The sequence below is a fragment of the Salinimonas marina genome, assembly GCF_015644725.1.
Taxonomy (GTDB): Bacteria; Pseudomonadota; Gammaproteobacteria; order Enterobacterales; family Alteromonadaceae; genus Alteromonas.
Map to the genome: position 1 here is coordinate 3,679,383 of NZ_CP064795.1, position 15,226 is coordinate 3,694,608.

A 15,226-nucleotide genomic window follows, 5' to 3' on the forward strand; every position below is an offset into this window, starting at 1 on the left:
CAAAAACTAACTTTACGCCGGTTGTGCCCGGTCATTGTTATTGATTATCCGGCTTTTGCCGCCTGCAAGCCGGCTTTATCGCGACGCCGCAGAATTTCACCCGCCAGGGCCAGATAGGCTTTCGCACCCGTCGACGATTTATCATAGTACATGGCCGGTGTGCCAAAGCTCGGCGCTTCGGCCAGACGCACGTTTCTGGGAATAACCGTACGATAAACCTGTTCGCCAAAATGGCGTTTTAGCTGTTCTGAAACATCGTTGGCAAGCCGGTTTCGTGGGTCGTACATTGTCCGTAACACCCCTTCAATTTTAAGATCGGGGTTCACCACGGAGGCGAGCTTGCCAATGGTGTCCATCAGCGCGGTTATGCCTTCCAGGGCATAGTATTCGCACTGCATGGGAACCAGCACCGAATCTGCAGCAGCCAGAGCATTGACGGTAAGCTGATTCAAGGAAGGCGGGCAATCAATAAAGACAAAATCGTAATAGTCGAGCACCGGCTTCAGGGCATTGCGTAAGCGTACTTCCCGGGCAAACATTTCCATCAGCTTGATTTCTGCCGCGGTAACATCACCATTGGCCGGAATCAGATCGTATTTGCCACTGGTGCTTTTTAGCGTTACCTCGCTGATAGGCTGCTCTTCAATAAGCAGTTCGAAACAAGTCGCCGGCACATCATACTTATCGATGCCGCTTCCCATCGTGGCATTGCCCTGAGGGTCCAGATCAATAAGCAGAACTTTGCGCTTGGTTGCCGCCATGGATGCGGCAACATTGACTGCGGTGGTGGTCTTTCCAACACCGCCTTTTTGATTCGCAATTGCGATTACCTTTGCCACACTAAATCCCGTTAAACTTTTCGAATGGTCACCAGGTGACGTTCACCGACAAGATCCGGCACTTTCAAGGCAGTTACAGATTCAACACGAAAGTGACTACTTACTTCATCGATTTCGCTTTGGGGGAACTGTCCCTTGAGTGCTAAAAATTTTCCTTCTGAATCTACCAGATGCTCGCACCAGTGCAACATATCTTTTAACGAAGCAAAGGCCCGGCTGAGTACTATAGCATAGGGCCGGGGGATTTGATGCTCTTCCACACGGCTATGCACACAGGTAACATTGTTTAATTTTAACTCATAAGCACATTGCTTCATAAAGCGAACCCGCTTACCCAGACTATCAAGCAGCGTGAAATTTACCTGCGGATTGATAATGGCCAGGGGCATACCCGGTAACCCAGGGCCGGTGCCCACATCAATGACATGGTCTGCATCAATCGCGGGTGCCACACTTAGCGAGTCCAGCAGGTGCTTTACTACCATCTGTTCCGGGTCGCGTACCGAGGTAAGATTGTAGGCTTTATTCCATTTGTGCATCAGACACACAAATTCAATAAGTTGCTGATGCTGGTGTGCATCCACCGCCACGGTCATTTTTTGTAGCCCGGCGGTCAGTATTTCACTAAGCCGTTGCTTGTCCACTGTCTGTGTCACGCGCTGATTTGCTCCTGCTTTCGTAATAGTCCATGCTTTTTAAGATAAACCAGTAACAAAGATACCGCGGCCGGGGTAATACCTGAAATACGCGATGCCTTGCCAATGGTCTCAGGCCGCGCGTCAGTCAGCTTGGCCACCACCTCATTGGATAAACCCGAAATCTTGCTGTAGTCAAAATCTTTCGGCAACAACGTGTTCTCATGCCGCTGGGTTTTAGCAATCTCTTCAAGCTGACGAGCAATATAACCGGCGTACTTTATCTGAATCTCGACCTGCTGGGCGGCAATCGGATCGCTAAGGCCAGGCCCCAGAGCATCAATTTGCATCAGTTTGTCATAGGTCATTTCAGGACGTCGAATCAATTCTTCCAATGAGTGCTCCCGGCTCACCGGATTTTTAAGCAGTGGGTTTAACGCTTCTACTGCACTGTGGTCCGGATGTACCCACTGACTGCGCAGGCGTTGCTGTTCACCTTCCACCGCTTCCATTTTCTGGTTAAAGGCGCGCCAGCGTGTATCATCTACCAACCCAATCTCACGACCTAATGCGGTCAGACGCATGTCGGCATTGTCTTCACGCAGCAGCAACCGATATTCGGCGCGACTGGTAAACATACGATAGGGCTCCTTGGTGCCCATGGTCGCCAGATCATCAATTAACACGCCCATGTAGGCCTGGTCCCGGCGCAGGATCAGAGGATCTTTTTGTTGCACCTGCAAGGCGGCGTTTGCCCCGGCAATCAGACCTTGGGCCCCGGCTTCTTCATAACCCGTGGTGCCGTTGATCTGACCGGCAAAAAACAATCCGTTCAGATGCTTGGTTTCCAATGTTTGCTTAAGGTCCCGCGGATCAAAGAAGTCGTACTCAATGGCATAACCAGGACGCACAATATGCGCATTTTCAAATCCGACAATGGAGCGCACCATTTCAATTTGTACATCAAAAGGCAGGCTGGTCGAGATGCCATTCGGATAGACTTCCATGCTGTTCAGCCCTTCCGGCTCCACAAAAATCTGATGCGAGGATTTGTCAGCAAAACGCGTAATCTTATCTTCGATGCTAGGGCAATACCGTGGACCCACCCCTTCGATAACCCCGGTATACATCGGTGAACGATCCATGCCAGTGCGAATTATGTCGTGGGTACGGGCATTGGTATGGGTGATATAACATGGCACCTGGCGCGGGTGCATATCCCGGTTGCCCATGAAAGACACCACCGGTACCGGCGTGTCACCAGGTTGAGCCTGCATTTTGCTAAAATCAAGACTGCGGGTATCCAGCCGTGCCGGGGTACCGGTTTTCAAACGATCCACCCGAAAAGGTAAGGCCCGGAGCCGATCTGCTAAGGCAATGGAAGGCGGATCGCCAGCCCGGCCACCCCGATAATTTTCCAGACCGATATGAATGGTCCCGCCTAAAAAGGTCCCGACAGTCAGAACCACGGTTTTGGCTTTGAATTTCAACCCCATTTGGGTGATCATACCGCAGACACGATCATTTTCAACAATCAGATCATCGCAGCTTTGCTGAAACAACGTCAGGTTGTCCTGCTGTTCCACCATGGTTCTGATCGCCTGGCGATACAGGGTCCGATCGGCCTGGGCCCGGGTTGCACGTACTGCCGGACCCTTACTGGAATTAAGCGTGCGGAACTGAATACCGCTGTGATCGGTAGCCAATGCCATAGCACCGCCCAAAGCATCGATCTCTTTGACCAGATGACCTTTGCCAATCCCGCCGATAGCCGGGTTGCACGACATCTGGCCGATAGTTTCGATATTGTGAGTCAACAGAAGCGTATTCGCTCCCATGCGGGCTGCAGCCATCGCGGCTTCGGTACCGGCATGACCGCCGCCAACCACAATGACATCAAACTCTTGTTGATAAAACATGCTAAACCTCACAACGCTACGGTGTAAAAATGATCCGGGACCCTTCGATCAAAAGGGCGCGTATTTTAGCTGACTTAACCGGTAATGAAAATGGTTAAATCTTCTTCAGTGAAAGTGCCTGAATCGGCCAGAGGGCTGGCCTTATATATAATATGATCTCTTAAGATCTCTTTATTTTTATTATTATTAGGATCGGCAAGATCTGTTGATAAGCGATCATTCTTCATAGATCACAGGATCTTAGCGGATTAACAACCCTTGTACATGAGAGATCATAACCGGGGGCGGATCCTGTGTATAAGGGGCCTATTTATCCACAGGCGGCCATTCACCGAAAGTTATCTAATTAATGATCAAAGCTTATACACAGTGCTGTGGGGGATCATATCCACAAGCGTGATCAAGTTGTGATCCCAGTGGGGATAAGTTGGTGAAGAAATTGGGATTGGGATCGCCGGATCGTGAATATAAAGGTCTTGAGCCTGATCGTTTTACACAGATGATCTTATCCACATTGATCAATAGATCCGAATTAACCCAGATCTTTTTTTTTCACATTATTGGGTTATGGGGGCTTGTTTAAGACAGAGCGTGATCAAAAAAGACTATTACAGGTCGAAATACCACCGATGTCAGCGCTCACGATCAGCTGATTTGCCTGCCCGATGGTCGCTATTTTACGCAATGATCGGGGGCAATGGCTGGCATTTATTAGCAATGACACACAGAAAGCAAAGTAGCAGGAGCGGGGATCTGACCTGAAGAGCTTCAGGTCAGGCTTTCGTTAGCGTACCTGGTTGGGTTGGTAGCGTAAGGGTGCGCTACTGGTTGGTTCTGCTTCACTGGAAGAAATACCACCACGACGACTGGGGCCGGAAAAGCGCACCCGGTAGGTGTCATATTCTTTGATGCTTTCGAAACAATAACGCCCAATGGCATGTTCCAGTTCGGCCAGATTATGATTGGTAATCAGGATACAGTTCTTTTTGTTCACCAGACGCTGACGCAAAAGATTACCCAGCCAGCTTTGGGTGTTCTTTTTCAGGACCGTTTCATTTACACACACCTCATCTAATACCAGCAGGTCGACCTCCAGCAGTTCCTGGTGGGCGGCGCGAAATTTTTGACCAATGTTGTCCTGAGCGCTGAAATCATAAGAAAAATAGCGCATTTCCTGGAGGGTCGATAGCTGTCGATACAAGACACTAATTTCATATTGATCAATTAGCTGGTGCGCAATGGCTCCGGCGATGTGTGATTTCCCCCGGCCATAATCACCGTAAAACAGCATCATATGAGAACCGGCATTGCGCCAGGAAGGATCTTCATGTGCAGCAATAAAGGACTGGGCAATACTGACGGCTTCGATGACATCTTCACTGTCTTCTATCAAATTGCCAAAGGTCCATTTGGGGTTTAAATCCGAACGTCCATGAATCTCTGCAATCCGATCTTTTTTACTGCGCAGCTGCCGCTGACGTACTTCGGCGTTTGCCTGTTGTTCGTACTGGGTACGTAAGGTTTTATAATCGATGTATTCATCTTCGGTAACGGCAGGTTTGCCCATGGCCCGGGCCAGACTATTAATACGATCTTTTATGGATTCCATAATCAGGACTTCTTCTGCGATGAATATTTGGCTACCAGCTTACGCGCATTATCATCTGCTTCCAAGCCGGGTGCAACCGGCACTTGCTGGCTACCCACCTGCTGCTTAAGTGGTGACCCCGATGCCAGCCGTTTTTGACGCATGGCATAGGTAAACTTCTGCGTCCATTGAAAGTGACTGAATACGGCCGCAGGCCGACCCAGCCAGTAGGCAATAAACTCGCCCACATCATTGTCATCAAATTCTTTATCAATCAGGCCCAGTAGGTTAGCCATTTGCTGAAATAATGCTTTGTCAGGTTGCCAGTTAGCTTTCATAGGCTGATGCTGACGATGCAAATGAGCAAAATCATCCTGCGCCTGAGCACACAATGGTAATAGCAACGCTTTTCCATTGAGGGATTGTTCAAAGCTCAGAGGCTGGGGCAGGGCCACCAGTCCCGCTTGTTCCAGCTGCCGAAGCAGGGCATTTATCTGTCGACCGCGATTGTAAGCGGCTCCCTCCGGCGCATCGCCATTTAGCAGCTTCAGAATAAATTTATAATTGAGCGGCTCACTGGCCGTAGTAACAAGATTGGCCGTAGGACGCAGCCCCAGGCTGTACAGAACCCTGGCTGCATTGCAAAGTGGTGTGCATAGAGCGTGGTACTCGGCCTGAGTAAACATTGTTGCGTTACCTTTGTGCCAGTTGTTGGGTAAACCATTCCACCGCCTTTTCTTCGGGCAGCGGGTGATGCAAAACATCAATATGCAGTGGTGCACTTAATAATGTGGCATGACCTTGTTCAAGCAATTGCGTCATGGTTTGTGCACCATAGCAGTAAGTGTCGTAGCTGCTATCACCCAGTCCCACCACATAGGCTTGCACGCCGGTTAAATCACGATCCTGCAGCTGCTTGGCAAATGGCTGGATATTATCAGGTAAATCTCCTGCGCCATGGGTTGAGGTGCAGATAAGCCAGGTGGTGCCGGGCGCCAGCGCTTCAATATCCGGCGTCAGCTGAATGTCGGTTTGATATCCCGCTTGCTGGGCAACCTCGGCCAGGGCATCGGCGACATATTCTGCCGCGCCAAGGACCGATCCCACAAGTATTGTAAGGTGTTGAGACATATATTGTATTTCCGATTAGAACGAGTGAGTGCCTGCTACTGAATGACGCACCAGCGCCGGTTTTTGCGGCAAGCCAGGTGCAGGCCATTCTAGCCTGTAGTACCACCCGCGCGTTGAAATATTACACAATGTTTCACGAGGAACATCGGGTGTATCACTGCAGCGAGGTATTTTCCCATAATCATGGCTATGGGGCGAGCGGCCCCGGTAATAGTCGCTCATTTTCGCATTGTTTTTAATTCAAGCTATTGATTAAAAGCAGTTTATCCTAGTTTAAGTACATTGCCTTTATTGCGGGTTATTACGACTATTCATACAACTTTCTTCGTACTATTCCACCTTGTTTCCTACTTGCACCTCTAGATTGGCGTTTATAATTTAGCTCGTTCCAACATTAAAAATAATTCATCAAAATGAAAACAAAACGCAACCGAATAAATTTCCACCTCATTATCGGCGTTGTGTTGCTTTTATTTTCGACTATTAGTGGCGCTGAGAATTTATCTTTATCGATTTACGGTGATATAGAGTCAAAATGCGAAATTATTTTTTTAGGGGGGAATAAAATAGATTTATCAAGTGTAAAAGAAAGAATGTTGCCGCTAGATATCTATTGTAATCAAGCGATGAGTATCAAAATAAACTCAAAAAATGGTGGCTTGAAATTACAAGAAAAATCGGACTTCCCTGCGATTGATTATATTTTTAATTTGAATATTGAAAAGGCGAATATTGCTGCTAAAGCTAGCAGCAAAGATCTCCTCTCCGGCCTTAATTTTAATAGTTCAGGAGTCATTCCTTTTGCCGCAAGTGGGCAGCTTAAGGTGACTCTGAAAGAAAACCTGCTTTACGCAGGTTCTTACTCCGACGTTATAGCCATTGATGTATTTCCATCAATACATAATGTCAGCAAGTAAACACACTCTGCGTAGTTGGCAGACACTAAAGCTCCGGCGGTTTCGAGCTCAATAAACATGATATCTCTTCAAAAAGGAATACAGTGATGAAAAAGTTAACAATGTGTGCAGCAGCAGTAACCGTGGTTCTTTCTACTCAGGCCAATGCGTCGCCAGGTGATGTGCAGCTGGTTGGATTTGTTTCACCTGTGTGCGAAGTTACCGGACTGTTTACCCAACTACTTGATTTCGGCAGTGTGGTGTCGTCAGGGCAATCAGTATCCACCCCATCGGTTTGCAATGTAATGATGTGGATGGTGCCACTGTCACCATGACAAGCTCTGAAGGCGGACTGGAGTCTGACGATGATGAAGATTTTGCCCTGACCTACACGGCCACGTTTGCTCCTGCCGGAGGGCTTCCTTCATTTTCATTGTTTGCCCCAGGCGGCCCTGGTCTGAATGATGTTTCTGCGTCTTTATCCTATAGCAGTACAGCGGCACTTGCCGGCGGTGTGGGCGGCACGCTATCAGTGGTTACTACAGAAGGCTCACCCTGGGCCGGTGGTTATTCAGATACGCTGACCATCAATATCACCTCCAACTAGTCGGTGCTTTCAGGAGGCTGGTTTGAGCCTCCTTTTTTATTTATGTTCACAAGGAATTTGTTATGTTTCGGTGGATAAGTGTTGTTGCTTTATTAATCATTTGCTTCCCCGCTCAGGCTTTCAAAGTTGAGCCGATGTCTGCTGAAATGCGACCTATTGGTAATAAATCGCAGATGTCGATGCGAATCGACAATACCTCCGATAAACCGCTTACCGTAGAACTCTTTTCCTACTCAATGACTATGGATGCTTACGGTGAAGAAACCCGGGTGCCTGCGGATGATGAACTGCTGGTGATTCCCGCTACCGCGATTATCCCCCTGGTCGTTCACAATCGGTCATGCTTCGGTATTTAGGCGATCCGGGAATTACCGAATCGAAGGCCTACCGAGTCGCCATAAAACAGGTGCAGGTGCACAGACAAAGCCAGCAAGTAGCGCAAATGGGGCTGTTATTTCAATTTAATACATTAATTAATGTCCGACCCAATAATACATCAGCACAATTGACCGTTGAAAGTATTGATCAGCAAGATGGCGAATGGCTGGTTGCCATAGCAAATTCGGGTAATAGTTATGGACGTCTGACCGCCGCGCGATTAAATATTTCGGATGGCGTAAATACAAAAATATTGAAGGGCCAAAAGATAAGCGAATATATAAAAGGAACGTTAGTGTTACCTAATTCAATCCGGTATTTTAAAATGACGCCGTTAGTGGGTTTTAATATTGACAATACCTTGATAACCATCGAATAGGATGAACAACAATGAGGCCGTTCCAATGTTTAATTATTGTGGCTTTGTTTTATTGTCCTTTGTCAGCGGCGATAATATTAACGCCTACTGTGATGCCCTTAAATATTGATAAGGGCGGGTTTGCACAGTTTGTCATCACCAACAATGCCACCGCGACGCTACCACTGGAAGTGTCGGTTCACCAGTTGTTATTTGAGCCAGACGGAAGCTACCAGTCTGCCACTGAGCCGGCCGCCACATTGATGGTGTTTCCTCCGGCGGCGATGATACACGCCGGTCAAAAACAGGCCTTCAGAGTGCAATGGAGCGGCGTCTCGGACTTACCGGCCTCGCAAAGTTTTTTTGTGCGTTTTGCGCATATTCAGTTAACCCCGGCCACGATGCCGGCAGGGCTGCGTCCCTCAGATACCGGGGTGAATATTCAAATCAACTACAATGCCTTATTGCATGTGTATTCGGATCGCCAGCGTGCCGATATTGTCTTACGGGTGGATGATGAAGGAAGTGCCAGGCTTACCAACCTTGGCGATCGGTTTACCTACACCAACCGGTTAAATTTCGAAGCCATTGACTCAGAGATACAGTCGCAATTCGAGACTGTGGTGGGTGACCAGTTTATTGCGCCCTATACAACATTGGTTGTTGATGCGGGCTTAACCCTTCCAGCCGGTGAATACCATGGACGCGAAATCGGATTCTAAGAGTACTTCGAGTTGGTTTGGTTTTGTGCTGTTGGCTATGTGGGTGTCTACGTCATTCGAGTTATATGCGGCTGAAGTACCCGCCCGTCTGAACCCTACCGGCCGCGATATTGAACTGATTTCTTTATTGCGCATGAGTGACACCATTCTGGGCGAGGCTCAGGTAACACTGACTGCTGAGGATGATATTTTGTTGCCCAAAGACAGCACCATCGTTCTGTTGGAAGAGGTGGTGATCCCCGAGGCGCTGAATATACTGCGAGCGGTGCCGGGTGAGATTCTGACGCCCTCGGATTTCAGGGCGGCCGGGTTGGATTTGATGTTTGATATGAGCAGCCTGGAATGCATCGTGACGGTGCCCGGCGAGGTCAGTCTGACCCGGTCTATTTCACTTATGGAACAAGCGGCCCAGGTCGACTATGTGAGCCCGGAGTTTTTCAGTGGATTTGTTAATCTCAATCTTATCGGCAATGAAAATCAAACCTTGCTGGAACGCAATGAGCGGCAAAGTATTTATGGGGCCAGAATTGAGTCGGCAGTAAACATTGGCCGGGCAAATTTTGAGTACGAAGCCATTTTTGAAAATTCCTCCCGCGACGATGCGCGCTACCAGCGCGAGGGCACCCGACTTAACCTTGATTTTCCGCACCAGGGCACCCGCCTGGTGGTGGGTGATATGTATAACCCGGGAGCCAGCTTTCAGGATGGCAGCGATATTTTAGGAGTCGGTATTACCCGGGATTTTACGTTGATCCCTACCCGCAACGCACGGCCTACTGCCAGTCAGCAATTTACCTTACTGCGCGCTTCCCAGGTAGACGTGGTTATTGATGGCGTGGTGGTGCAGCGACTCAGTCTGGGCGCGGGCAGCTATGATTTAAGTGATATTCCGCTGGCCCAGGGCACCAACGATGTGCAGCTGGTGATCACCAACTCGGTAGGGCAACGCGAGCTTATTCAGTTTTCTGTGGCCACCGGTAATGAACTACTGGCCGCCGGTGAGTTTGAATACAGCCTGATGTATGGGGTGCCCAGGGTGTTTGTTCAAAACGAGCTGGACTATCTGTTTGAAGAAAAAGTGTTGCATGGTTATTTTGAAGTTGGTCTGACCCCCTGGCTCACCGTAGGCATCAATGGTCAGCAACGAGAACAGCTTCATCAACTCGGAGCCAGTATTTTATTCGCCTCTGGGGTGGGGGTGACCGAACTGGCGGCCGCGCGCAGTACCAACGCAATGAATCGTCATGGTGAAGCCTATCGGTTGGCCTTCGATGCCCTGTTTGACCGCAACAGTGTGTGGCAGCCGCAGTTCAGCTTGGTATATGAATATCGCGCCTCAGACTTTGTTGGTATTAATCATGTGCAGCGCGAGCCTGTGCTGGATATTGAACCTTTGTTTAATACCACCAACCATTTTATTTCGGCATTCGGTTCGTTGCAGCTTAGTGAACAGTTACGGGGGCGGTGAGCTTTAATTACCGCAAAGGTGAAGAGAACCACGATGAGGTCTGGATCCTGAGCCCAGGGTTATCCGGAAACTTCTTTAGTACCCCCGCAACCTGGAGCGCCCGGGTTAATTTTCAGCATAATCGCAGCGGCGATCATGAATGGGGCGTGGGGCTCACCTTAAGCTGGCCGTTTAGTCAGGCCACCCGTACCGTGGGCCGTTATAACAGCCGCGAGGACGAGCTTAGGGTTGAAACCACCTATCAACAGCACATCGGCAATACTGGCGGTATTTCTGCTTACGCAGGGGTTACCCACAATCGTGACACGGATGCAGAGATTGATGCGGGAGTTAACTATGCGGCTAACCGTTTTCAGGTTATTGCTGACCATGGCACGCGTTTACAAAGCTTCAGTGAAGAGCTAAGAACGCACAATACCCGGGTAGAGCTGAGCAGTTCACTGGCGTTTGCCGGTAACCAGTGGGCGGTTGGCCGGCCGATACGTGAAGCGTTTGCAATTGTGTCTAAACACCCGAGCCTGCGAGAAAATCGATTAGCCATAGCGCCCACCGCTGATGGCGACCATGCAAGGGTATTCAGTTATGGCAAAGCGGCAGTAGTGGTGCCTGATCTGGTGGCTTACAGTCAGCAGCTAATTGACTTTGATGTGCAGAATTTACCGCCCGGCTACGACCTGGGCGACGGCGCCTTCTGGCTTAATCCGGGCTATCGCCGGGGTTATCAGCTCAAAGTGGGCTCCGACTCAGTATTAACCGTGATTGGAAAATTGCTCAACAGCGGGTCCGAGACACCGCTGGCACTGGTTGCAGGCGTGGCCAGTTATCTGGGAGAGGCGCCCCAGGCTGAGGTGGAGTTTTTCACCAACCGAAATGGGGTGTTTGCCTTGTCCGGGTTAAGACCGGGACGCTATCAGTTGACGCTGGATACGGCCGAACAGCAAACGGTAGAAATTCGCTTAGAAGAAAACAGCACTACCCTGATTCGTCTTGGAGAACTTTATGTGGACTAAAACGAGTTGTCTGGGCCTATGTCTTATCATTCTGATGTTACCGCTGCCTGCTATGGCCGCCTGTGAGTTTGGGCCATTGCACCTGGAGCCGGTAGGCGGTCAAAATCGCTACGATCTGTTTGCACCGGGGCCATTTAGTCTGATTACGGTGTTTCGGGTGCGCAGTACGATTGTGGGGTCGGGGTGCGAGGTCGAGGTCATCCTTAATCTGGATGGCGGAGAGCCCGCGTTAACGGGGCCTGAGGCACAGCGCCTGCATTTTGAATGGACGGGGGTCAAAGGCTATCGCCAGGCTAACAGCTGGAAAGTGATACTCAGTGAGCTGCACCCTGAAGCTCTGGTGCAGATGCGCTACGGGGCTGGTCAGTGGTTGCCGGCCGGTAATTATACCGGCGCGCTGAGCGCACATTTCAATAAACCCGATGTGGCTGCGGCTTATCTGCTGCCGCCAGACTCTATGGAGGTAAACGTGTGGGTGCCGCCGGTCTCAAAAATCCAGTTTTATGGGCTAAGTCAGCAGCATTATGACCTGGACATGGGAGTATTACACAGCAATAAAGTGATAAATTCGGCGCCAAAACTCTGGATTCAAAGCAATGCTGCTTACCGGGTGGTGCTGAAATCACAATATCAGGGCAGATTACGCCATCAATCAGATGACAGCCGCTGGGATATTCCTTATGATACATTGTTCAATAATCGTACAGTTGATTTGCGACAGTCCAATGCGGCATTGTCTTTTTTATCCGCATCGTCAGGCCATAGCGTGCCGCTACAACTGACTATTGGAGACACTCACAACCGCCCGGCAGGAAGATACCAGGATACGCTGTATATCTCCATAGAGCCGCTTCTATCCTCACCCCCGTAACACGCCGGGATAGCAGATAAAAAACATAACATTGGGAAACAGACCGTGATCTACCTGATTAAATGCGAAAAATCTAATCTATATCACTATAAGGAGAGCCAATAGCTCAGCACCTGCAAATGTTTTGGAAGTAACACCGAAAAGAGAGCAAAAGGGCACTATACCCATTTATAACAACCACAGGATTAGTGCAGGTTTAACACGTAATCTAATTAATACAATAGGATTGGTTATGTTAGGCGAGATACAAAAAAAGGAAATGGACACAAATATCCTGCTTATTGGCGAGTGCAGTATTCAAAATCAATTTATCCAACGTGAGCTGGAGAAAAGCAAACGCTTCAAAATACTTCGAAAGAGTCTTTCTCAAATCAGGGTAGCCACGCCGGTGGTGCCGTACACGCAGATAGTGGTTGCAAACACAGTACTGACCGACCGTGACTGTTTTGACTTTATTGTAAAGCAGGTCCCGGATATCGATTTGGTGGTTTATGATGTGCCCCTCGATATCGCTGAGCTGGTCCTGTTTTATTGTCCCAGTCTGAAAGGGGTTTTGCATGACAATGCGCCGATTGAGCATCTCAGTCGTTGTATTGAAGCGGTGCAAAATGGTGAATACTGGCTGCCCCGAAAGGTCATGGCTAAGATGCTGTTAGATTACAAGCCTTATGTACTAAGCTTACAGGAAGTAAACCACAACAGTTTAACCAAACGTGAAAAACAAATCTTAGACCGACTGGTAAAAGGATTGTCTAACCTGGAGATTGCCGAAGAGTTGTTTGTCGCTGAAAGTACAGTAAAGACACATATCTACAAGCTGTACAAAAAGCTGAATGTCTGTTGCCGCAAAGAAGCGATTCAAAAATTCAGTCATCTGCGCGCAAAAAAGCCAATCGTGACTGCTGCCCGGTTGAATGGCTCTCCCGGCAAATTGAATAACACCCAGTTGAACTGACCTGTATTAAGTCTCAGCCGTACAGTGGAGTGTACTTACCTCCAGAGGAACGGAATTCCTCTAAAAACCTTCATTCCTTCTCCTCGTTAACGCTTTTTACCCACACTTTTTTGTCGCTACACCAATCCCTTTTCGACCCAGGATCCTGACCCTAGAGCGTGATTATGGAGCGTACCCCAGAGATAGTAACCCGTTATATCCCCCTGATCCGTTTGGGGGCCAGACTCAGCCGCTCATCAGTCACCAGGTGGTTAGTGCGAAAACCAGGCAGGGGTTATCGGCTTATGGTATAGGCTAAAAGAGCATTGCCGGACTCACCGCCACTAAGGTAAAGGTTTTGATAAATAAATTATTAACCCAGAATTTTTGCTGGTCTGGCGTACCATCAGCTAGCGAGTAACCGCATCCGCTCAGGACCACAAGGCCCGACCGAATGCGGTTGAAGAAGGAAACAGTGTGCGGCTTATTTGCCGATACAAAATGAAGAGAATATCTGACCCAGCAGATCATCCGAGGTAAATTCACCGGTAATTTCGGTCAGGGCCTGATGGGCCAGCCGTAATTCTTCAGCCAGAAGTTCTCCGGCCTGGCTGTTGTGAAGCTGGTCCTGCCCACTATCAATATGAGCGGCTGCCTGGGCCAACGCATCCAGGTGCCGGCGGCGGGCGATAAACTGGCCCTCGGTGGTCGTGTCCAGCCCCATGCTTACGGCCAGATGTTCCCGTAGCTGAGCAACGCCGTCTCCGGTTTGGGCAGACAGCCCCACTACAGTCACGTCACCATGCTCTGTAGTAAGTACTTGCTCACCTATTGTCTCACCCGATAAGTCGGCTTTATTGCGAACCACCGTGGTAGGGATATTGGCCGGTAAACGGGCCATAAATTCTGGCCAGATGCTGTAGGGATCCACAACCTGGGTTTGCGTACTGTCGACCACAAATAACACCCGGTCTGCCTGGGCGATAGCCTGCCAGGCCCGCTCAATACCGATTTGTTCCACCTTATCCGGGCTTTCTCGTAGACCGGCGGTATCGATGATATGCACCGGCATGCCATTGATATGAATATGCTCTGTTAGAACATCGCGGGTGGTGCCCGCCACTTCGGTCACAATTGCGCTGTCCTTGCCGGCCAGGGCGTTAAGCAAGCTGGACTTACCGGCATTAGGACGCCCTGCAATCACCACCTGCATACCCTCACGAAGCAGGGTGCCTTGTTTGGCTTCGGCCTGTACCTTTGCCAGCGAGATGATGATGGCTTCTAAGTCGCCGGCCACTTTGCCATCCGATAAAAAATCAATTTCTTCATCAGGAAAATCAATGGCGGCCTCGACGTACATGCGCAGATGTACGATCTGATCGGATAACAGACTAATGGCATCCGAAAACTCCCCCTGCAATGAACGTAGCGCACTGCGGGCTGCCTGCTGGGAGCTGGCATCAATCAGGTCGGCTATCGCTTCGGCCTGAGCCAGGTCGAGCTTATCGTTCATAAATGCCTGTTCGCTAAACTCGCCGGGCCGGGCAAGCCGTACCCCGGGGGTCTTTAACACCGCATCAATCAACATATCCATGACGATTTGCCCGCCATGTCCCTGAAGTTCTAATACATCTTCACCCGTAAAGGAATTCGGCCCTTTAAAATAAAGCGCGATACCCTGGTCGATGATATGACCTTCAGCATCATGAAACGGCGTGTAAGTCGCCATACGCGGCGCAAGAGAGGAGGGCACGATAGCTTTGGCTACGGCCATAACCTTAGGCCCTGAGACCCGTACGATGCCCACACCGCCACGTCCCGGGGCGGTAGCCTGGGCAACGATAGTTTCATTGAAGGAGGTTTGCTGCAT

Annotated in this window: 18 protein-coding genes; 10 read left to right on the forward strand and 8 right to left on the reverse strand. The window is 49.5% G+C overall.

Annotation, left to right across the window (positions count from 1 at the left end; translation table 11 throughout):
- Positions 1-44 precede the first annotated feature (44 nt).
- The 7 genes from IT774_RS16585 to IT774_RS16615 form a co-directional block, all read right to left on the reverse strand.
- A complete protein-coding gene (locus tag IT774_RS16585) occupies positions 45-839 on the reverse strand; it encodes a ParA family protein (RefSeq protein ID WP_195810749.1) in 795 nt (264 codons plus the stop codon).
- An 11-nt stretch (positions 840-850) separates the two neighbouring features.
- Positions 851-1,435 carry a 16S rRNA (guanine(527)-N(7))-methyltransferase RsmG gene (rsmG, locus tag IT774_RS16590; protein WP_218958977.1) on the reverse strand — a complete coding sequence of 195 codons (585 nt, stop codon included), beginning with the start codon at positions 1,433-1,435 and terminating at the stop codon, positions 851-853.
- 56 nt (positions 1,436-1,491) lie between these two features.
- Positions 1,492-3,393: a tRNA uridine-5-carboxymethylaminomethyl(34) synthesis enzyme MnmG gene (mnmG, locus tag IT774_RS16595; protein ID WP_195810751.1), complete on the reverse strand. Its 1,902-nt coding sequence runs from the start codon at positions 3,391-3,393 to the stop codon at positions 1,492-1,494.
- Positions 3,394-3,467: 74 nt separating this feature from the next.
- Positions 3,468-3,620, reverse strand: a complete 153-nt coding sequence (locus IT774_RS16600) for a hypothetical protein (protein ID WP_195810752.1) — start codon at positions 3,618-3,620, stop codon at positions 3,468-3,470.
- Between the two features lie 557 nt (positions 3,621-4,177).
- Positions 4,178-5,002, reverse strand: a complete 825-nt coding sequence (locus tag IT774_RS16605; protein WP_195810753.1) for an ATP-binding protein — start codon at positions 5,000-5,002, stop codon at positions 4,178-4,180.
- 2 nt (positions 5,003-5,004) lie between these two features.
- The gene (locus IT774_RS16610) at positions 5,005-5,667 is read right to left on the reverse strand and encodes a DnaT-like ssDNA-binding domain-containing protein (protein WP_195810754.1); all 663 of its coding nucleotides are present in this window, start codon (positions 5,665-5,667) and stop codon (positions 5,005-5,007) included.
- A 7-nt stretch (positions 5,668-5,674) separates the two neighbouring features.
- Positions 5,675-6,112, reverse strand: a complete 438-nt coding sequence (locus tag IT774_RS16615; protein ID WP_195810755.1) for a flavodoxin domain-containing protein — start codon at positions 6,110-6,112, stop codon at positions 5,675-5,677.
- Between the two features lie 413 nt (positions 6,113-6,525).
- On the opposite strand from IT774_RS16615, the gene IT774_RS16620 reads away from it, so the two are divergent.
- From IT774_RS16620 to IT774_RS16650, 10 genes are all read left to right on the forward strand, one after another.
- Positions 6,526-7,029, forward strand: a complete 504-nt coding sequence (locus IT774_RS16620) for a hypothetical protein (RefSeq protein ID WP_218958927.1) — start codon at positions 6,526-6,528, stop codon at positions 7,027-7,029.
- A gap of 86 nt (positions 7,030-7,115) precedes the next feature.
- On the forward strand, positions 7,116-7,343 hold the full coding sequence (locus tag IT774_RS17065; RefSeq protein ID WP_218958928.1) for a hypothetical protein: 228 nt from the start codon (positions 7,116-7,118) through the stop codon (positions 7,341-7,343).
- A complete protein-coding gene (locus tag IT774_RS17070) occupies positions 7,340-7,615 on the forward strand; it encodes a hypothetical protein (RefSeq protein WP_218958929.1) in 276 nt (91 codons plus the stop codon). The genes IT774_RS17065 and IT774_RS17070 overlap by 4 nt, the downstream gene beginning before the upstream one ends.
- Positions 7,616-7,677: 62 nt before the next feature.
- Entirely contained in the window at positions 7,678-7,971 is a 294-nt protein-coding gene (locus tag IT774_RS17075) for a hypothetical protein (RefSeq protein WP_218958930.1), read from the forward strand.
- Between the two features lie 56 nt (positions 7,972-8,027).
- On the forward strand, positions 8,028-8,372 hold the full coding sequence (locus tag IT774_RS17080; protein WP_218958931.1) for a hypothetical protein: 345 nt from the start codon (positions 8,028-8,030) through the stop codon (positions 8,370-8,372).
- 11 nt (positions 8,373-8,383) lie between these two features.
- The gene (locus tag IT774_RS16635) at positions 8,384-9,073 is read left to right on the forward strand and encodes a fimbrial biogenesis chaperone (RefSeq protein WP_195810756.1); all 690 of its coding nucleotides are present in this window, start codon (positions 8,384-8,386) and stop codon (positions 9,071-9,073) included.
- Positions 9,051-10,541: a fimbria/pilus outer membrane usher protein gene (locus tag IT774_RS17085; protein WP_218958932.1), complete on the forward strand. Its 1,491-nt coding sequence runs from the start codon at positions 9,051-9,053 to the stop codon at positions 10,539-10,541. The genes IT774_RS16635 and IT774_RS17085 overlap by 23 nt, the downstream gene beginning before the upstream one ends.
- Positions 10,538-11,551, forward strand: coding sequence for a fimbria/pilus outer membrane usher protein (locus IT774_RS17090; protein ID WP_218958933.1), 1,014 nt, complete (start codon positions 10,538-10,540; stop codon positions 11,549-11,551). Before IT774_RS17085 ends, IT774_RS17090 begins: the two co-directional genes overlap by 4 nt.
- On the forward strand, positions 11,541-12,422 hold the full coding sequence (locus IT774_RS16645; RefSeq protein WP_195810757.1) for a hypothetical protein: 882 nt from the start codon (positions 11,541-11,543) through the stop codon (positions 12,420-12,422). The genes IT774_RS17090 and IT774_RS16645 overlap by 11 nt, the downstream gene beginning before the upstream one ends.
- 232 nt (positions 12,423-12,654) lie before the next feature.
- Complete coding sequence (locus tag IT774_RS16650) at positions 12,655-13,377, forward strand: helix-turn-helix transcriptional regulator (protein WP_195810758.1); 723 nt, start codon at positions 12,655-12,657, stop codon at positions 13,375-13,377.
- A 463-nt stretch (positions 13,378-13,840) separates the two neighbouring features.
- Here IT774_RS16650 and mnmE read toward each other — a convergent pair whose 3' ends face one another.
- Complete coding sequence (gene mnmE / locus IT774_RS16655) at positions 13,841-15,226, reverse strand: tRNA uridine-5-carboxymethylaminomethyl(34) synthesis GTPase MnmE (RefSeq protein WP_195810759.1); 1,386 nt, start codon at positions 15,224-15,226, stop codon at positions 13,841-13,843.